This is a genomic window from Escherichia sp. E2661 (assembly GCF_004745185.1).
Classification (GTDB): Bacteria; Pseudomonadota; Gammaproteobacteria; order Enterobacterales; family Enterobacteriaceae; genus Escherichia.
In genome coordinates, this window is record NZ_PDIG01000037.1 from 19,288 (window position 1) to 38,812 (window position 19,525).

The window sequence follows — 19,525 nt, forward strand, 5'->3', positions numbered from 1 at the left end:
ATGCTGGAAGATCTGCGCGCCAACAGCTGGAGTTTACGCCCGTGCTGCATGGTTCTTGCCTATCGCGCCGCTCATATTTGTTCGGTGTGGCGCAAAAAGAGCGTCCTCAACAATCTTTGGGCGGCCCCGCTGCTGGTGCTGTATCGCATTATCACCGAATGCTTTTTCGGTTATGAAATCCAGGCCGCCGCGACCATAGGCCGACGCTTTACTATCCATCACGGTTACGCCGTGGTGATCAATAAAAACGTGGTCGCGGGGGATGATTTCACCATTCGCCACGGTGTCACTATCGGCAATCGTGGCGCCGATAACATGGCATGTCCACACATTGGCAACGGCGTCGAACTCGGAGCCAACGTCATAATTCTTGGTGATATCACGCTTGGTAACAACGTCACCGTGGGCGCGGGCAGCGTGGTGCTCGACTCTGTCCCGGATAACGCGCTGGTGGCGGGAGAAAAAGCGCGAGTGAAGGTAATTAAATGAATATTCTGCAATTTAATGTGCGACTGGCGGAAGGCGGGGCGGCAGGTGTGGCGTTAGATCTCCACCAGCGTGCGCTGCAACAGGGGCTGGCGTCACATTTTGTCTACGGCTACGGCAAAGGCGGTAAAGAGAGCGTCAGCCATCAGAATTATCCGCAGGTCATCAAACATACGCCGCGGATGACCGCGATGGCGAACATTGCCCTGTTTCGTCTGTTTAATCGCGATCTGTTTGGCAATTTCAATGAGTTATATCGCACCATTACTCGCACAGCGGGTCCGGTGGTCCTGCATTTTCATGTGCTGCACAGCTACTGGTTGAATCTTAAGAGCGTGGTGCGCTTTTGCGAAAAAGTGAAAAACCATAAACCGGACGTCACGCTGGTCTGGACACTGCACGACCACTGGAGCGTTACCGGACGCTGCGCTTTTACCGACGGTTGCGAAGGCTGGAAAACGGGTTGCCAGAAATGCCCGACCTTAAATAACTATCCGCCGGTGAAGATTGATCGCGCGCACCAGCTGGTGGCGGGCAAACGCCAGTTATTTCGTGAGATGCTGGCACTGGGCTGTCAGTTTATTTCCCCCAGCCAGCATGTGGCTGATGCTTTCAATAGCCTGTACGGTCCAGGGCGTTGCCGGATTATCAATAACGGGATTGATATGGCAACCGAGGCGATTCTGGCGGATTTGCCTCCGGTGCGCGAAACTCAGGGTAAGCCGAAAATCGCGGTGGTGGCGCATGACCTGCGTTACGACGGCAAAACTAACCAGCAACTGGTGCGCGAGATGATGGCGCTGGGCGACAAAATCGAACTGCATACCTTCGGTAAGTTCTCGCCGTTCACCGCTGGCAACGTGGTTAATCACGGCTTTGAAACCGACAAACGTAAGTTAATGAGCGCGCTCAATCAGATGGATTCGCTGGTGTTCAGTTCTCGCGTCGATAACTACCCGTTGATTTTGTGTGAGGCGCTATCGATTGGCGTGCCGGTGATTGCCACCCATAGCGATGCAGCGCGGGAAGTGCTGCAAAAATCCGGCGGTAAAACCGTCAGCGAAGAAGAGGTGCTGCAACTGGTGCAGTTAAGCAAACCGGAAATCGCGCAGGCGATATTTTGTACCACGCTGGCTGAGTTCAGCCAACGCAGCCGCGCCGCCTACAGTGGACAACAGATGCTGGAGGAGTATGTCAACTTCTATCAGAATCTGTAGCTACCTGCTGCTGCCGCTGATCTACCTGCTGGTTAACGTCAAAATCGCCCAGCTTGGCGAAAGTTTCCCCATCACCATCGTCACTTTTTTACCTGTCTTGTTACTGCTGTTTTTAGAGCGCATCAGCGTTAAAAAATTGATGATTGCCTTAGGGATTGGTGCGGGACTCACGGCGTTCAACTATCTGTTTGGTCAGTCGTTGGATGCCAGTAAATACGTCACTTCAACCATGCTGTTTGTCTATATTGTGATCATTATTGGCATGGTGTGGAGTATTCGCTTTAAAACGATTTCGCCACACAACCATCGCAAGATATTACGTTTCTTTTATCTGGTGGTTGGGCTGGTGGTGGCGCTGGCGGCGGTGGAGATGGCGCAAATTATCCTCACCGGCGGCAGCAGTATTATGGAGTCGATTTCGAAGTATCTGATTTACAGCAACAGTTATGTACTGAATTTCATTAAATTCGGCGGCAAGCGCACGACAGCACTTTATTTCGAACCGGCATTTTTCGCTCTGGCATTAATCTCAATTTGGCTCAGTATCAAACAGTTTGGTATCAAAACGCCTAAAACCGATGCTATGATTCTCGCAGGGATAATATTATCCGGATCGTTTTCAGGGGTTATGACCTTTATCCTGTTTTATTTGCTGGAGTGGGCATTTCAATATCTGAATAAAGAGGCGATTAAGAAAAAATTACCGTTAGCATTGATTTCTCTGGCTGTATTCCTGGTTGGTGTGGTAATCGCGTTTCCTTATATTTCCACCCGCTTGGGCGATTTAGGTACGGAAGGAACGTCATCATATTATCGTATTGTCGGTCCGCTGGTGATGGTCGGTTATTCTTTGACCCATATTGACGGTGTAGTCAGATTTGGCTCACTTTATGAATATGTCGCATCATTCGGAATATTTAACGGTGCGGATGTCGGAAAAACCATAGACAATGGTTTGTATCTGCTGATTATTTATTTTTCCTGGTTCGCAGTTTTTTTATCGCTGTGGTACATGGGGAAAGTGATAAAAATGATGATCAACGCTTTTGGTGATAACCGCAATTTTCGCGTGCAATTATATCTTTTCACCCCGGTATCGCTGTTTTTTACCGGTTCGATATTTAGCCCGGAATATGCATTTTTAATCGTCTGTCCGTTTATTTTGCGAAAAGCGTTAAATATTACGAGGTAAGAATAAGAACATGTTGCTTAGCATAATCACTGTCGCATTTCGTAACCTTGAAGGGATTGCTAAAACCTATGCCTCGCTGGCGCATCTGGCGCAGGCGGACGATATCAGCTTCGAATGGATTGTTGTCGATGGTGGTTCCAACGACGGCACCCGTGAGTACCTGGAAAATCTCAATGGTATCTATAACCTACGCTTTGTCAGTGAGCCAGATAACGGTATCTACGACGCCATGAACAAAGGTATTGAAATGGCGCAAGGCAAGTTCGCGCTGTTTCTCAACTCGGGCGATATTTTTCATCAGGATGCCGCAAATTTTGTCCGTAAGTTAAAAATGCAAAAAGATAACATGATGATCACCGGCGATGCGCTGCTGAATTTTGGCGACGGGCATAAAATTAAACGTAGCGCCAAACCGGGTTGGTATATTTATCACAGCCTGCCCGCCAGTCATCAGGCGATATTTTTCCCGGTATCCGGCTTGAAAAAATGGCGTTATGACCTGGAATATAAAGTTTCTTCCGACTACGCGCTGGCAGCCAAAATGTATAAAGCCGGTTATGCATTTAAAAAACTCAATGGCCTGGTGTCTGAATTTTCCATGGGTGGGGTATCAACCACCAATAATATGGAATTGTGTGCAGACGCGAAAAAAGTCCAACGGCAGATATTACATGTGCCTGGCTTCTGGGCAGAATTATCCTGGCATTTACGCCAACGTACTACCTCAAAGACGAAAGCCTTATATAACAAAAGCTGAATATAAGGGAAAACGATGCAGGATTTAAGTGGATTCTCGGTGCCGAAAGGGTTCCGGGGCGGCAACGCTATTAAAGTGCAATTGTGGTGGGCAGTACAGGCAACATTATTTGCCTGGTCGCCACAAGTATTGTATCGCTGGCGGGCTTTTTTATTACGTTTATTCGGCGCAAAAATAGGAAAAAACGTAGTTATTCGTCCGTCAGTAAAAATTACCTATCCGTGGAAATTAACCTTAGCTGATTACGCGTGGGTCGGCGATGACGTCAATTTATATACCCTCGGTGAAATAACCATTGGCGCACATTCGGTGATATCGCAAAAAAGTTACTTATGCACCGGTAGCCACGACCATGCAAGTCAACATTTCACCATTAACGCCACGCCTATTGTGATTGGCGAGAAATGCTGGCTGGCGACAGATGTTTTTGTTGCCCCTGGCGTCACGATCGGCGACGGCACCGTCGTGGGTGCGCGAAGCAGTGTTTTTAAATCGCTTCCGGCAAATGTGGTTTGCCGGGGGAATCCCGCAGTGGTGATACGCGAACGCGTTGAAACTGAATAAATTCAAAAAATACAGAGGAATAAGACATGTCAAAAGTCGCTCTCATCACCGGTGTAACCGGACAAGACGGTTCTTACCTGGCAGAACTGCTGCTGGAAAAAGGTTACGAGGTGCATGGTATTAAGCGTCGTGCATCGTCATTCAACACCGAGCGCGTGGATCACATTTATCAGGATCCGCACACCTGCAACCCGAAATTCCATCTGCATTATGGCGACCTGAGTGATACCTCCAACCTGACGCGCATTTTGCGTGAAGTGCAGCCGGATGAAGTGTACAACCTGGGCGCAATGAGCCACGTTGCGGTTTCTTTTGAGTCACCGGAATATACCGCAGACGTTGATGCGATGGGTACGCTGCGCCTGCTGGAGGCGATCCGCTTCCTCGGTCTGGAAAAGAAAACCCGTTTTTATCAGGCTTCCACCTCTGAACTGTACGGTCTGGTGCAGGAAATTCCGCAGAAAGAAACCACGCCGTTCTACCCGCGATCTCCGTATGCGGTCGCCAAACTGTACGCCTACTGGATCACCGTTAACTACCGCGAATCCTACGGCATGTACGCCTGTAACGGTATTCTCTTTAACCATGAATCCCCGCGCCGCGGCGAAACCTTCGTTACCCGCAAAATCACCCGCGCAATCGCCAACATCGCCCAGGGGCTGGAGTCGTGCCTGTACCTCGGCAATATGGATTCCCTGCGTGACTGGGGCCATGCCAAAGACTACGTAAAAATGCAGTGGATGATGCTGCAACAGGAACAACCAGAAGATTTCGTTATTGCTACCGGCGTTCAGTACTCCGTGCGTCAGTTCGTGGAAATGGCGGCAGCACAGCTGGGCATCAAACTGCGCTTTGAAGGCACGGGCGTTGAAGAGAAGGGCATTGTGGTTTCCGTCACCGGGCATGACGCGCCGGGCGTTAAACCGGGCGATGTGATTATCGCCGTTGACCCGCGTTACTTCCGTCCGGCTGAAGTTGAAACGCTGCTCGGCGACCCGACCAAAGCGCACGAAAAACTGGGCTGGAAACCGGAAATCACCCTCAGAGAGATGGTGTCTGAAATGGTGGCTAATGACCTCGAAGCGGCGAAAAAACACTCTCTGCTGAAATCTCACGGCTACGACGTGGCGATCGCGCTGGAGTCATAAACATGCGTAAACAACGAATCTTTATCGCTGGCCATCGTGGGATGGTTGGTTCCGCCATCAGGCGTCAGCTCGAACAGCGCGGTGATGTGGAGCTGGTATTACGCACCCGCGACGAGCTGGATTTGCTGGACAGCCGCGCGGTGCATGATTTCTTTGCCAGCGAACGCATTGACCAGGTCTATCTGGCGGCGGCGAAAGTGGGCGGCATTGTTGCCAACAACACGTATCCGGCGGATTTCATCTACCAGAACATGATGATTGAGAGCAACATCATTCACGCCGCGCATCAGAACGACGTGAACAAACTGCTGTTTCTCGGTTCGTCCTGTATCTACCCGAAACTGGCAAAACAGCCGATGGCAGAAAGCGAGCTGTTGCAGGGTACGCTGGAGCCGACCAACGAGCCTTATGCCATTGCCAAAATCGCCGGGATCAAACTGTGCGAATCTTACAACCGCCAGTATGGACGTGATTACCGCTCAGTCATGCCGACCAACCTGTATGGCCCGCATGACAACTTCCACCCGAGTAATTCGCATGTGATCCCAGCATTACTGCGTCGCTTCCACGAGGCGACGGCACAGAATGCGCCGGACGTGGTGGTGTGGGGCAGCGGTACACCGATGCGTGAATTCCTGCACGTCGATGATATGGCGGCGGCGAGCATTCATGTGATGGAGCTGGCGCACGAAGTCTGGCTGGAAAATACCCAGCCGATGCTGTCGCACATTAACGTCGGCACGGGCGTTGACTGCACCATCCGTGAACTGGCGCAAACCATCGCCAAAGTGGTGGGTTACAAAGGTCGGGTGGTTTTTGATGCCAGTAAACCAGATGGTACGCCGCGCAAACTGCTGGATGTGACGCGCCTGCATCAGCTTGGCTGGTATCACGAAATCTCACTGGAAGCGGGGCTTGCCAGCACTTACCAGTGGTTCCTTGAGAATCAAGACCGCTTTCGGGGGTAATGATGTTTTTACGTCAGGAAGACTTTGCCACGGTAGTGCGCTCCACACCGCTTGTCTCTCTCGACTTTATTGTCGAGAACAGTCGCGGCGAGTTTCTGCTTGGCAAAAGAACCAACCGCCCGGCGCAGGGTTACTGGTTTGTGCCGGGAGGGCGCGTGCAGAAAGACGAAACGCTGGAAGCCGCATTTGAGCGGCTGACGATGGCGGAACTGGGGCTGCGTCTGCCGATAACAGTAGGCCAGTTTTACGGTGTCTGGCAGCACTTTTATGACGATAACTTCTCCGGCACGGATTTCACCACTCACTATGTGGTGCTCGGTTTTCGCTTCAGAGTCGCTGAAGAAGATCTGTTACTGCCGGATGAGCAGCATGACGATTACCGCTGGCTGACGCCGGACGCGCTGCTCGCCAGTAACGATGTTCACGCTAACAGCCGCGCCTATTTTCTCGCTGAGAAGCGTGCCGGAGTACCCGGATTATGAAAATACTGGTCTACGGCATTAACTACTCGCCGGAGTTAACCGGTATCGGCAAATACACCGGCGAGATGGTGGAATGGCTGGCGGCACAAGGTCATGAGGTGCGGGTTATTACCGCACCGCCTTACTACCCGCAGTGGCAGGTGGGCGAGAACTATTCCGCCTGGCGGTACAAACGAGAAGAGGGGGCCGCCACGGTGTGGCGCTGCCCGCTGTACGTGCCAAAACAGCCGAGCACCCTGAAACGCTTGTTGCATCTCGGCAGTTTTGCCGTCAGCAGTTTTTTCCCGTTGATGGCGCAACGTCGCTGGAAGCCGGATCGCATTATCGGCGTAGTGCCAACGCTGTTTTGTACGCCGGGAATGCGCCTGCTGGCGAAACTCTCTGGTGCGCGTACCGTGCTGCATATTCAGGATTACGAAGTGGACGCCATGCTGGGGCTGGGCCTTGCCGGAAAAGGCAAAGGCGGCAAAGTGGCACAGCTGGCAACGGCGTTTGAGCGTAGCGGACTACATAACGTCGATAACGTCTCCACGATTTCGCGTTCGATGATGAATAAAGCCATCGAAAAAGGCGTGGCGGCGGAAAGCGTCATCTTCTTCCCCAACTGGTCGGAAATTGCCCGTTTTCAGCATGTCGCAGAGGCCGGTGTTGATGCCCTTCGTAACCAGCTTGGCCTGCCGGATAACAAAAAAATCATTCTTTACTCCGGCAATATTGGTGAAAAGCAGGGGCTGGAAAACGTTATTGAAGCTGCCGATCTCCTGCGCGATGAACCGCTGATTTTTGCCATTGTTGGGCAGGGCGGCGGCAAAGCGCGGCTGGAAAAAATGGCGCAGCAGCGTGGACTGCACAACATGCAATTTTTTCCGCTGCAATCGTATGACGCTTTACCCGCACTGCTGAAGATGGGCGATTGCCATCTGGTGGTGCAAAAACGCGGCGCGGCAGATGCCGTATTGCCGTCGAAACTGACCAATATTCTGGCAGTAGGTGGTAACGCGGTGATTACCGCAGAGGCCCACACAGAACTGGGACAGCTTTGCGAAACCTTTCCGGGCATTGCGGTTTGCGTGGAACCGGAATCGGTCGAGGCGCTGGTGGCGGGGATCCGTCAGGCGCTTCTGCTGCCCAAACACAACACGGTGGCACGTGAATATGCCGAACGCACGCTCGATAAAGAGAACGTGTTACGTCAATTTATAAATGATATTCGGGGATAATTATGGCGCAGTCGAAACTCTATCCAGTTGTGATGGCAGGTGGCTCCGGTAGCCGCTTATGGCCGCTTTCCCGCGTACTTTACCCCAAGCAGTTTTTATGCCTGAAAGGCGATCTCACCATGCTGCAAACCACCATCTGCCGCCTGAACGGCGTGGAGTGCGAAAGCCCGGTGGTGATTTGCAATGAGCAGCACCGCTTTATTGTCGCGGAACAGCTGCGCCAACTGAACAAACTCACCGAGAACATTATTCTCGAACCGGCAGGGCGAAACACGGCACCTGCCATTGCGCTGGCGGCGCTGGCGGCAACACGTCATAGCCCGGAGAGCGACCCGTTAATGCTGGTGCTGGCGGCGGATCATGTGATTGCTGATGAAGACGCGTTCCGCGCCGCCGTGCGTAATGCCATGCCGTATGCCGAAGCGGGCAAGCTGGTGACCTTCGGCATTGTGCCGGATCTACCTGAAACCGGTTATGGCTATATTCGTCGCGGTGAAGTATCTGCGGGCGAGCAGGATGCGGTGGCCTTTGAAGTGGCGCAGTTTGTCGAAAAACCGAATCTGGAAACCGCTCAGGCCTATGTGGCAAGCGGCGAATATTACTGGAACAGCGGCATGTTCCTGTTTCGCGCCGGACGTTATCTCGAAGAACTGAAAAAATATCGCCCGGATATTCTCGATGCCTGTGAAAAAGCGATGAGCGCCGTCGATCCGGATCTCGATTTTATTCGTGTGGATGAAGAAGCATTTCTCGCCTGCCCGGAAGAGTCGGTGGATTACGCGGTCATGGAACGCACGGCAGATGCCGTTGTGGTGCCGATGGATGCGGGCTGGAGCGATGTCGGTTCATGGTCTTCATTATGGGAGATCAGCGCCCACACCGCCGAGGGCAACGTTTGCCACGGCGATGTGATTAATCACAAAACCGAAAACAGCTATGTGTATGCCGAATCTGGCCTCGTAACCACCGTCGGGGTGAAAGATCTGGTGGTAGTACAGACCAAAGATGCGGTGCTGATTGCCGACCGTAACGCGGTGCAGGATGTGAAAAAAGTGGTCGAGCAGATCAAAGCCGATGGTCGCCATGAGCATCGGGTGCATCGCGAAGTGTATCGCCCGTGGGGCAAATATGACTCTATCGACGCAGGCGACCGCTACCAGGTGAAACGCATCACTGTGAAACCGGGCGAAGGCTTATCGGTACAGATGCACCATCACCGGGCAGAACACTGGGTGGTTGTCGCGGGAACGGCAAAAGTCACCATTGACGGTGATATCAAACTGCTTGGTGAAAATGAGTCCATTTATATTCCGCTGGGGGCGACGCATTGCCTGGAAAACCCGGGGAAAATTCCGCTCGATTTAATTGAAGTGCGGTCCGGCTCTTATCTCGAAGAGGATGATGTGGTGCGTTTCGCGGATCGCTACGGACGGGTGTAAACGTCGCATCAGGCGCTGTTTGTCGGATGCGGCGTGAACGCCTTATCCGACCTACGGTTCGGGTTTGTAGGCCTGATAAGACGCGGCAGCGTCGCATCAGGCAATGAATGCGAAACAGCGATGTAAATAACGACAAAAACAAAATTGGCCGCTTCGGTCAGGGCCAACTATTGCCTGAAAAAGGGTAACGACATGAAAAAATTAACCTGCTTTAAAGCCTATGATATTCGTGGAAAATTAGGCGAAGAACTGAATGAAAATATTGCCTGGCGCATTGGTCGCGCTTATGGCGAATTTCTCAAACCGAAAACCATTGTGTTAGGTGGTGATGTCCGCCTCACCAGCGAAACCTTAAAACTGGCGCTGGCAAAAGGTTTACAGGATGCGGGCGTCGATGTGCTGGATATCGGTATGTCCGGCACCGAAGAGATCTATTTCGCCACTTTCCATCTCGGCGTTGATGGCGGCATTGAAGTTACCGCCAGCCATAACCCGATGGATTACAACGGCATGAAACTGGTGCGCGAAGGGGCTCGCCCGATCAGCGGCGATACCGGACTGCGCGATGTCCAGCGTCTGGCAGAAGCCAACGACTTCCCTCCCGTCGATGAAACCAAACGCGGCCGCTATCAGCAAATCAATCTGCGTGACGCTTACGTTGATCACCTGTTCGGTTATATCAACGTCAAAAACCTCACGCCGCTCAAGCTGGTGATCAACTCCGGGAACGGCGCTGCGGGTCCGGTGGTGGACGCCATCGAAGCCCGCTTTAAGGCCCTCGGCGCGCCTGTGGAATTAATCAAAGTGCACAACACGCCGGACGGCAATTTCCCCAACGGTATTCCTAACCCGCTGCTGCCAGAATGCCGCGATGACACCCGCAATGCGGTCATCAAACACGGCGCAGATATGGGCATTGCTTTTGATGGCGATTTTGACCGCTGTTTCCTGTTTGACGAAAAAGGGCAGTTTATCGAGGGCTACTACATTGTCGGCCTGCTGGCAGAAGCATTCCTCGAAAAAAATCCCGGCGCGAAGATCATCCACGATCCGCGTCTTTCCTGGAACACCGTTGATGTGGTGACTGCCGCAGGCGGCACGCCGGTGATGTCGAAAACCGGACACGCCTTTATTAAAGAACGTATGCGCAAGGAAGACGCCATCTACGGTGGTGAAATGAGCGCCCACCACTACTTCCGTGATTTCGCTTACTGCGACAGCGGCATGATCCCGTGGCTGCTGGTCGCTGAACTGGTGTGCCTGAAAGGAAAAACGCTGGGCGAACTGGTGCGCGACCGGATGGCGGCGTTCCCGGCAAGCGGTGAGATCAACAGCAAACTGGTGCAACCCGTTGAGGCGATTAACCGCGTCGAACAGCACTTTAGCCGCGAGGCGCTGGCGGTGGATCGCACCGATGGCATCAGCATGACCTTTGCCGACTGGCGCTTTAACCTGCGCTCTTCCAACACCGAACCGGTGGTGCGGTTGAATGTGGAATCGCGCGGTGATGTGCCGCTGATGGAAGCGCGAACGCGAACTCTGCTGACGTTGCTGAACGAGTAATGTCGGATCTTCCCTTACCCCACTGCGGGTAAGGGGCTAATAACAGGAACAACGATGACAAATCTAAAAAAGCGCGAGCGAGCGAAAACCAATGCATCGTTAATCTCTATGGTGCAACGCTTTTCAGATATCACCATCATGTTTGCCGGACTATGGCTGGTTTGCGAAGTCAGCGGACTGTCATTCCTCTACATGCACCTGTTGGTGGCGCTGATTACGCTGGTGGTGTTCCAGATGCTGGGCGGCATCACCGATTTTTATCGCTCATGGCGCGGTGTTCGGGCAGCGACAGAATTTGCCCTGCTGCTACAAAACTGGACCTTAAGCGTGATTTTCAGCGCCGGACTGGTGGCGTTCAACAATGATTTCGACACGCAACTGAAAATCTGGCTGGCGTGGTATGGGCTGACCAGTATCGGACTGGTGGTTTGCCGTTCATGTATTCGCATTGGCGCGGGCTGGCTGCGTAATCATGGCTATAACAAGCGGATGGTCGCGGTGGCGGGGGATTTAGCCGCCGGACAAATGCTGATGGAGAGCTTCCGTAATCAGCCGTGGTTAGGGTTTGAAGTGGTGGGCGTTTACCACGACCCGAAACCGGGCGGCGTTTCTAACGACTGGGCGGGTAATCTGCAACAGCTGGTCGAGGACGCGAAAGCGGGCAAGATTCATAACGTCTATATCGCGATGCAAATGTGCGACGGCGCGCGCGTGAAAAAACTGGTCCATCAACTGGCGGATACCACCTGTTCGGTGCTGCTGATCCCCGATGTTTTTACCTTCAATATTCTTCATTCCCGTATCGAAGAGATGAACGGCGTTCCGGTGGTGCCGCTATACGACACGCCGCTTTCCGGGGTTAACCGCCTGCTCAAACGTGCGGAAGATATTGTGCTGGCGACGTTGATCTTGCTGCTGATCTCCCCTGTGCTGTGCTGCATTGCGCTGGCGGTGAAACTGAGTTCACCAGGGCCGGTCATTTTCCGCCAGACTCGCTACGGCATGGATGGCAAGCCGATCAAAGTGTGGAAGTTCCGTTCCATGAAAGTGATGGAGAACGACAAAGTGGTGACTCAGGCGACGCAGAACGATCCGCGCGTCACCAAAGTGGGGAACTTTCTGCGCCGCACCTCGCTGGATGAATTGCCGCAATTTATCAATGTACTGACCGGCGGGATGTCGATTGTGGGTCCACGTCCACACGCAGTGGCGCATAACGAACAGTATCGCCAGCTCATTGAAGGCTACATGCTGCGCCATAAGGTGAAACCTGGCATTACTGGCTGGGCGCAGATTAATGGCTGGCGCGGCGAAACCGACACGCTGGAGAAAATGGAAAAAACGCGTCGAGTTCGACCTTGAGTACATCCGCGAATGGAGCGTCTGGTTCGATATCAAAATCGTTTTCCTGACGGTGTTCAAAGGCTTCGTTAACAAAGCGGCATATTGATATGAGCTTACGTGAAAAAACCATCAGCGGCGCGAAGTGGTCGGCGATTGCCACGGTAATCATCATCGGCCTCGGGCTGGTGCAGATGACCGTGCTGGCGCGGATTATCGATAACCACCAGTTCGGTTTGCTTACCGTGTCGCTGGTGATTATCGCGCTGGCAGATACGCTTTCTGACTTCGGCATCGCTAACTCCATTATTCAGCGAAAAGAAATCAGCCACCTGGAACTCACCACGCTGTACTGGCTGAACGTCGGGCTGGGGATCGTGGTGTGCGTGGCGGTGTTTCTGTTGAGTGATGTCATCGGCGACGTGCTGAATAACCCGGATCTGGCGCCGTTGATTAAAACATTGTCGCTGGCGTTTGTGGTGATCCCCCACGGGCAGCAGTTCCGCGCGTTGATGCAGAAGGAGTTGGAGTTCAACAAAATCGGCATGATCGAAACCAGCGCGGTGCTGGCGGGCTTTACTTTTACGGTGGTTAGCGCCCATTTCTGGCCGCTGGCGATGACCGCGATCCTCGGTTATCTGGTCAATAGTGCGGTGAGAACGCTGCTGTTTGGCTACTTTGGCCGCAAAATTTATCGCCCCGGTCTGCATTTCTCGCTGGCGTCGGTTGCACCGAACTTACGCTTTGGTGCCTGGCTGACGGCGGACAGTATCATCAACTATCTCAACACTAACCTTTCAACGCTGGTGCTGGCGCGTATTCTCGGCGCGGGCGTGGCAGGGGGATACAACCTGGCGTACAACGTGGCCGTTGTGCCGCCGATGAAGCTGAACCCCATCATCACCCGCGTGTTGTTTCCGGCGTTTGCCAAAATTCAGGACGACACCGAAAAGCTGCGCGTCAACTTCTACAAGTTGCTGTCGGTGGTGGGGATTATCAACTTTCCGGCGCTGCTGGGGCTGATGGTGGTGTCGAATAACTTTGTACCGCTGGTCTTTGGTGAAAAGTGGAACAGTATTATTCCGGTGCTGCAATTGCTGTGTATTGTGGGGCTGCTGCGTTCGGTGGGTAACCCGATTGGTTCGCTGCTGATGGCGAAAGCGCGGGTCGATATCAGCTTTAAATTCAACGTATTCAAAACATTTCTGTTTATTCCGGCGATTGTTATTGGTGGGCAGATGGCGGGCGCAATCGGCGTCACGCTCGGTTTCCTGCTGGTGCAGATTATCAACACCATTCTGAGTTACTTCGTGATGATTAAACCGGTGCTCGGTTCCAGTTATCGCCAGTACATCCTGAGTTTGTGGCTGCCGTTTTATCTCTCGCTGCCGACGCTGGTGGTCAGTTATGCGCTGGGCATTGTGCTGAAAGGGCAACTGGCGCTGGGGATGCTGCTGGCGGTGCAAATAGCCGCGGGCGTGCTGGCGTTTGTAGTGATGATTGTGCTGTCGCGCCATCCGCTGGTGGTGGAAGTGAAGCGTCAGTTTTGTCGCAGCGAAAAAATGAAAATGCTTTTACGGGCGGGGTGAGTTGTTGTTTTCGGTTCCGACAACGGTTGCCGGATGCGGCGTGAACGCCTTATCCGGCCTACGGTTCTGTGCTCGGATCTTGTAGGCCTGATAAGACGCGTCAGCGTCGCATCAGGCACTGAATGCCGGATGCGGCGTGAACGCCTTATCCGTCCTACGGTTCAGGGCTCGGGACTTGTAGGCCTGATAAGACGCGTCAGCGTCGCATCAGGCAAAAAGCGGCAACGAACACAACAAACACAGCCTCACCTGGCATCAAATTTATGAGGAAAAAATGAAATTACTTATTCTGGGCAACCACACTTGCGGCAATCGTGGCGACAGCGCCATCTTGCGCGGCTTACTTGATGCCATCAACATCCTCAATCCACACGCCGAAGTGGACGTGATGAGCCGCTATCCTGTCAGTTCTTCCTGGCTGCTCAACCGCCCGGTAATGGGCGATCCGCTGTTCCTGCAAATGAAACAACACAACAGCGCGGCGGGCGTTGTCGGGCGCGTTAAAAAAGTCCTCCGTCGCCGCTACCAGCATCAGGTATTGCTCTCACGCGTCACCGACACTGGCAAGCTGCGTAATATCGCCATCGCCCAGGGATTCACCGACTTCGTGCGCCTGCTGTCAGGTTACGACGCCATTATTCAGGTCGGCGGATCGTTTTTTGTCGATCTCTACGGCGTGCCGCAGTTTGAACACGCACTTTGCACGTTTATGGCGAAAAAGCCGCTGTTTATGATTGGTCACAGCGTCGGCCCCTTCCAGGATGAGCAATTTAACCAACTGGCGAACTATGTTTTTGGTCACTGCGACGCGCTGATCCTGCGCGAATCGGTCAGTCTCGATCTGATGAAACGCAGCAATATCACTACCGCAAAAGTGGAACATGGCGTTGATACCGCGTGGCTGGTCGATCACCACACAGAAGACTTTACCGCCAGCTATGCCGTTCAACACTGGCTGGACGTTGCCGCACAACAGAAAACGGTGGCAATTACCCTGCGCGAACTGGCACCGTTCGACAAACGTCTCGGCACCACTCAACAAGCGTATGAAAAAGCTTTTGCCGGGGTGGTCAATCGCATTCTCGACGAAGGGTATCAGGTCATTGCGCTCTCCACCTGTACGGGTATCGACAGCTATAACAAAGACGACCGCATGGTGGCGCTCAATCTGCGCCAGCACATCAGCGATCCTGCCCGTTATCACGTAGTGATGGATGAACTCAACGACCTGGAAATGGGCAAAATTCTTGGTGCCTGTGAACTCACCGTCGGTACGCGCCTGCACTCTGCCATTATCTCAATGAACTTTGCCACTCCGGCGATTGCCATCAACTACGAACATAAATCCGCCGGGATTATGCAGCAGCTGGGGCTGCCAGAGATGGCAATTGATATCCGTCATTTATTAGACGACAGCCTGCAAGCGATGGTTGCGGATACCTTAGGCCAGCTTCCGGCGCTGAACGCGCGACTTAACGAAGCCGTCAGTCGCGAACGTCAGACGGGAATGCAGATGGTGCAATCTGTGCTTGAGCGCATCGGGGAGGCGAAATGAAGGTCGGCTTCTTTTTACTGAAATTTCCGCTGTCGTCGGAAACCTTCGTTCTCAACCAAATCACTGCATTTATTGATATGGGATTTGAGGTGGAGATTGTCGCGCTGCAAAAAGGCGACACCCAGAACACCCACTCGGCATGGACGAAATATAACCTTGCCGCCAGAACCCGCTGGTTACAGGACGAACCTACGGGCAAAGTGGCGAAACTGCGCCACCGCGCCAGTCAGACCTTGCGCGGCATTCATCGTAAAAATACCTGGCAGGCGCTCAACCTCAAACGCTATGGTGCCGAGTCGCGGAACCTGATTTTGTCTGCCATTTGCGGCCAGGTCGCAACACCGCTTCATGCCGATGTCTTTATCGCTCATTTTGGCCCAGCGGGGGTTACCGCAGCAAAACTACGCGAACTGGGTGTCATTCGCGGCAAAATTGCCACTATTTTCCACGGCATTGATATTTCCAGTCGGGAAGTGCTCAACCATTACACTCCCGAATATCAGCAACTGTTTCGCCGTGGCGACCTGATGTTACCGATAAGTAATCTGTGGGCCGGAAGGCTGCAAAAAATGGGCTGCCCGAGGGAAAAAAATTGCCGTATCGCGTATGGGCGTGGACATGACGCGTTTTAGCCCGCGTCCGGTGAAAGCGCCCGCAACGCCGCTGGAAATCATTTCCGTCGCACGCTTAACCGAGAAAAAAAGGCCTGCATGTGGCGATCGAAGCCTGCCGTCAGTTGAAAGAGCAGGGTGTGGCATTTCGCTATCGCATCCTCGGCATTGGCCCGTGGGAACGACGCCTGCGCACGCTCATCGAACAATATCAACTGGAAGATGTGGTAGAGATGCCGGGCTTTAAACCGAGCCATGAAGTGAAGGCGATGCTCGACGACGCGGATGTCTTCCTGTTGCCATCGGTAACGGGTGCGGATGGCGATATGGAAGGCATTCCGGTGGCGCTGATGGAGGCGATGGCGGTCGGCATTCCGGTGGTTTCTACTCTGCATAGCGGAATTCCGGAACTGGTAGAGGCCGATAAATCCGGCTGGCTGGTGCCTGAGAACGATGCCTGTGCACTGGCGCAACGTCTGGCGGCGTTTAGCCAACTGGACACCGACGAACTGGCTCCGGTCGTCAAACGCGCGCGCGAAAAAGTTGAACACGATTTTAACCAGCAGGTGATTAACCGAGAACTCGCCAGCTTGTTGCAAGCTTTATAGAGGAGAACGCATGTCATTTAAAAAACTCTCCCGACGCACCTTCCTGACGGCAAGCTCGGCGCTTGCCTTCCTCCATACCCCCTTCGCCCGCGCACTTCCTGCCCGACCAAGCGTTAATATCAACGATTACAATCCGCACGACTGGATCGCCTCATTTAAACAAGCTTTTAGTGAAGGGCAAACGGTCGTCGTCACTGCCGGATTGGTGTGTGAAAATATCAACACCGGCATCTTCATCCCTCCCGGCAAAACGTTACACCTCCTCGGTAGCCTGCGCGGCAACGGCAGAGGGCGATTTGTCTTACAGGACGGCAGCCAGGTGACAGGGGAGAAGGGCGGCAGTATGCATAACATCACCCTGGATGTGCGCGGTTCTGACTGCATCATCAAAGGGTTGGCGATGAGCGGCTATGGCCCGGTAACGCAGATTTATATCGGCGGCAAAAATAAACGTGTCATGCGCAACCTGACTATCGATAACCTGACTGTTAGCCACGCTAATTACGCCATCTTACGCCAGGGATTTCATAACCAGATTATCGGTGCCAACATCACCAATTGTAAGTTCAGCGACTTACAGGGCGACGCCATCGAATGGAACGTGGCGATTAACGACAGTGATATTTTGATATCCGACCATGTCATCGAGCGCATCAACTGTACTAATGGCAAAATCAACTGGGGTATTGGCATAGGACTGGCAGGAAGTACTTACGATAATAACTACCCGGAAGACCAGTCGGTTAAAAACTTTGTCGTGGCGAATATCACGGGATCGGATTGTCGGCAGTTGATTCATGTTGAGAACGGCAAACACTTCATCATTCGTAATATCAAGGCTCATAATATTACGCCCGCTTTCAGCAAGAAAGCGGGTATTGATAACGCCACGGTAGCGATATATGGATGTGATAACTTTGTTATTGACAATATAAAAATGACCAATAGTGCCGGAATGTTAATCGGTTACGGAGTCATTAAAGGTAAGTATCTCTCAATACCACAAAACTTCAGATTGAATAATATTCATCTTGATAACACTAACCTTGCCTGGAAATTGCGCGGAATCCAAATTTCCGCAGGGAATGCCGTCTCATTCGTGGCGTTGACCAACATTGAAATGAAGCGTGCTTCGCTGGAGCTTCACAACAAGCCGCAACACATTTTTATGCGTAATATCAACGTAATGCAAGAATCCACTGAGGGGCCGGCATTGACCATGAATTTCGACCTGCGAAAGGACGTTCGTGGTGTCTTTATGGCAAAGAACGAGACGCTACTGTCGCTGGTAAATGTTCATGCGGTGAATGAAAAAGGACAAAGTTCAGTCGATATCGACAGGATTAATCACCATGTCGTTAATGTGGAAAATATTAACTTTAAGCTGCCGGAACGGGGCAGGTAGATTTGCGACCATTCCTGGAAAAATAGAGCCATACTTAGGAATAACGCTACTGCAATCTTGAGCGAAGCGGCGTAACATCGGAAGTAAATCAGTAATCAATTCAGGGGAATTGATGCTGGCGAAAAAAATCGAACAAGCTATAATTCAGCAACCATTTTACAGGTGGATGAAATAATGACGAATTTAAAAGCAGTTATTCCTGTAGCGGGTCTTGGGATGCATATGTTGCCTGCAACTAAGGCGATTCCTAAAGAGATGCTACCGATCGTCGACAAGCCAATGATTCAGTACATTGTTGACGAGATTGTGGCTGCAGGGATCAAAGAAATCCTCCTGGTAACTCATGCGTCCAAGAACGCAGTCGAAAATCACTTCGATACATCTTATGAATTAGAATCTCTCCTTGAACTGCGCGTGAAGCGCCAGCTTCTGGCGGAAGTACAATCTATCTGCCCGCCAGGTGTGACCATTATGAACGTGCGTCAGGGGGAACCTTTAGGTCTGGGCCACTCCATTTTGTGCGCCAGACCAGCCATTGGCGATAACCCGTTTGTCGTGGTGCTGCCGGATGTTGTTATCGACGACGCCAGTGCCGATCCGCTGCGTTACAATCTGGCCGCAATGATTGCGCGCTTCAATGAAACTGGCCGCAGCCAGGTTCTGGCAAAACGCATGCCGGGCGATCTCTCTGAATACTCCGTCATCCAGACCAAAGATCCGCTTGATCGCGAAGGCAAAGTCAGCCGCATTGTTGAATTTATCGAAAAACCGGATCAGCCGCAGACCCTGGACTCAGACATCATGGCTGTAGGGCGTTATGTGCTTTCTGCCGATATTTGGCCTGAACTGGAGCGTACTCAACCTGGAGCATGGGGACGTATTCAGCTGACTGATGCCATTGCTGAGTTGGCAAAAAAACAAGCAGTTGACGCAATGCTGATGACTGGGGACAGTTACGACTGTGGTAAGAAAATGGGTTATATGCAAGCGTTTGTGAAGTATGGACTGCGTAACCTGAAGGAAGGCGCTAAGTTCCGCAAAGGCATTGAGAAGTTGTTAAGCGAGTAACAAATTCCTGACTGGAAGTGTCGGTCAGTAAGAAATTAAAAACGGCAGTGAAGATTCGTAGCATAAGTTTTGCTCATTGAATCTCACTGCCGTTGTCGTTTTTATAAATACAATAAAAACAGCATGTTAGCTTGCAATCATAGTTCAAATTTTTCCAGGATTTTCCTTGTTTCTACCGCTGTTTGGTAAGACAATTAGCGTTTGAATTTTTTCGGATTTGGCACGAGTGGGTTACGCTCGTCACATCGTGGAAATGTACGCAGTGCTCTGGTAGCTGTTAAGCCAGGGGCGGTAGCGTGCATTAATGCATCT

15 protein-coding genes and 2 pseudogenes are annotated in these 19,525 nt (G+C 52.3%); all 17 read left to right on the forward strand.

The features are described 5' to 3' along the window. The 17 genes and pseudogenes from wcaB (at nucleotide 1) to galF (ending at nucleotide 19,213) form a co-directional block, all read left to right on the forward strand. The gene (wcaB, locus tag CRI63_RS19100; RefSeq protein WP_135520452.1) at nucleotides 1–489 is read left to right on the forward strand and encodes a colanic acid biosynthesis acetyltransferase WcaB; all 489 of its coding nucleotides are present in this window, start codon (nucleotides 1–3) and stop codon (nucleotides 487–489) included. Beyond that, on the forward strand, nucleotides 486–1,703 hold the full coding sequence (wcaC, locus tag CRI63_RS19105; protein WP_135520454.1) for a colanic acid biosynthesis glycosyltransferase WcaC: 1,218 nt from the start codon (nucleotides 486–488) through the stop codon (nucleotides 1,701–1,703). The genes wcaB and wcaC overlap by 4 nt, the downstream gene beginning before the upstream one ends. Then, the gene (wcaD, locus tag CRI63_RS19110) at nucleotides 1,678–2,895 is read left to right on the forward strand and encodes a colanic acid polymerase WcaD (RefSeq protein WP_088475006.1); all 1,218 of its coding nucleotides are present in this window, start codon (nucleotides 1,678–1,680) and stop codon (nucleotides 2,893–2,895) included. The genes wcaC and wcaD overlap by 26 nt, the downstream gene beginning before the upstream one ends. A 10-nt stretch (nucleotides 2,896–2,905) precedes the next feature. Then, nucleotides 2,906–3,652 (forward strand): colanic acid biosynthesis glycosyltransferase WcaE, encoded by a 747-nt coding sequence (wcaE, locus tag CRI63_RS19115; RefSeq protein ID WP_135520456.1) that lies wholly within the window; start codon nucleotides 2,906–2,908, stop codon nucleotides 3,650–3,652. A 15-nt stretch (nucleotides 3,653–3,667) separates the two neighbouring features. Then, nucleotides 3,668–4,216 carry a colanic acid biosynthesis acetyltransferase WcaF gene (gene wcaF / locus CRI63_RS19120; RefSeq protein ID WP_135520458.1) on the forward strand — a complete coding sequence of 183 codons (549 nt, stop codon included), beginning with the start codon at nucleotides 3,668–3,670 and terminating at the stop codon, nucleotides 4,214–4,216. A gap of 26 nt (nucleotides 4,217–4,242) precedes the next feature. Further along, nucleotides 4,243–5,364: a GDP-mannose 4,6-dehydratase gene (gene gmd, locus CRI63_RS19125; protein WP_000048207.1), complete on the forward strand. Its 1,122-nt coding sequence runs from the start codon at nucleotides 4,243–4,245 to the stop codon at nucleotides 5,362–5,364. 2 nt (nucleotides 5,365–5,366) lie between these two features. Then, a complete protein-coding gene (gene fcl, locus CRI63_RS19130; protein WP_135520460.1) occupies nucleotides 5,367–6,332 on the forward strand; it encodes a GDP-L-fucose synthase in 966 nt (321 codons plus the stop codon). A 2-nt stretch (nucleotides 6,333–6,334) separates the two neighbouring features. Further along, nucleotides 6,335–6,814 carry a GDP-mannose mannosyl hydrolase gene (gene gmm, locus CRI63_RS19135; RefSeq protein ID WP_135520621.1) on the forward strand — a complete coding sequence of 160 codons (480 nt, stop codon included), beginning with the start codon at nucleotides 6,335–6,337 and terminating at the stop codon, nucleotides 6,812–6,814. Beyond that, complete coding sequence (gene wcaI, locus CRI63_RS19140) at nucleotides 6,811–8,034, forward strand: colanic acid biosynthesis fucosyltransferase WcaI (protein WP_135520462.1); 1,224 nt, start codon at nucleotides 6,811–6,813, stop codon at nucleotides 8,032–8,034. The genes gmm and wcaI overlap by 4 nt, the downstream gene beginning before the upstream one ends. 2 nt (nucleotides 8,035–8,036) lie before the next feature. Continuing rightward, nucleotides 8,037–9,473, forward strand: a complete 1,437-nt coding sequence (gene cpsB, locus CRI63_RS19145; protein WP_135520464.1) for a mannose-1-phosphate guanyltransferase — start codon at nucleotides 8,037–8,039, stop codon at nucleotides 9,471–9,473. Between the two features lie 192 nt (nucleotides 9,474–9,665). Beyond that, entirely contained in the window at nucleotides 9,666–11,036 is a 1,371-nt protein-coding gene (gene cpsG / locus CRI63_RS19150) for a colanic acid biosynthesis phosphomannomutase CpsG (RefSeq protein ID WP_130219638.1), read from the forward strand. A gap of 54 nt (nucleotides 11,037–11,090) precedes the next feature. Continuing rightward, nucleotides 11,091–12,486 (forward strand): annotated as a pseudogene (gene wcaJ, locus CRI63_RS19155) (undecaprenyl-phosphate glucose phosphotransferase). Nucleotide 12,487: 1 nt separating this feature from the next. Further along, nucleotides 12,488–13,966 (forward strand): colanic acid undecaprenyl disphosphate flippase WzxC, encoded by a 1,479-nt coding sequence (gene wzxC / locus CRI63_RS19160; RefSeq protein WP_089703468.1) that lies wholly within the window; start codon nucleotides 12,488–12,490, stop codon nucleotides 13,964–13,966. Between the two features lie 274 nt (nucleotides 13,967–14,240). Further along, on the forward strand, nucleotides 14,241–15,521 hold the full coding sequence (gene wcaK / locus CRI63_RS19165) for a colanic acid biosynthesis pyruvyl transferase WcaK (RefSeq protein ID WP_130221817.1): 1,281 nt from the start codon (nucleotides 14,241–14,243) through the stop codon (nucleotides 15,519–15,521). Next, a pseudogene (wcaL, locus tag CRI63_RS24000) lies at nucleotides 15,518–16,740 on the forward strand (colanic acid biosynthesis glycosyltransferase WcaL). The gene wcaK and the pseudogene wcaL overlap by 4 nt, the downstream one beginning before the upstream one ends. 10 nt (nucleotides 16,741–16,750) lie before the next feature. Beyond that, the gene (gene wcaM, locus CRI63_RS19180; protein ID WP_135520468.1) at nucleotides 16,751–18,145 is read left to right on the forward strand and encodes a colanic acid biosynthesis protein WcaM; all 1,395 of its coding nucleotides are present in this window, start codon (nucleotides 16,751–16,753) and stop codon (nucleotides 18,143–18,145) included. A 174-nt stretch (nucleotides 18,146–18,319) separates the two neighbouring features. After that, on the forward strand, nucleotides 18,320–19,213 hold the full coding sequence (gene galF / locus CRI63_RS19185) for a UTP--glucose-1-phosphate uridylyltransferase GalF (RefSeq protein WP_000183029.1): 894 nt from the start codon (nucleotides 18,320–18,322) through the stop codon (nucleotides 19,211–19,213). Nucleotides 19,214–19,525 lie beyond the last annotated feature (312 nt).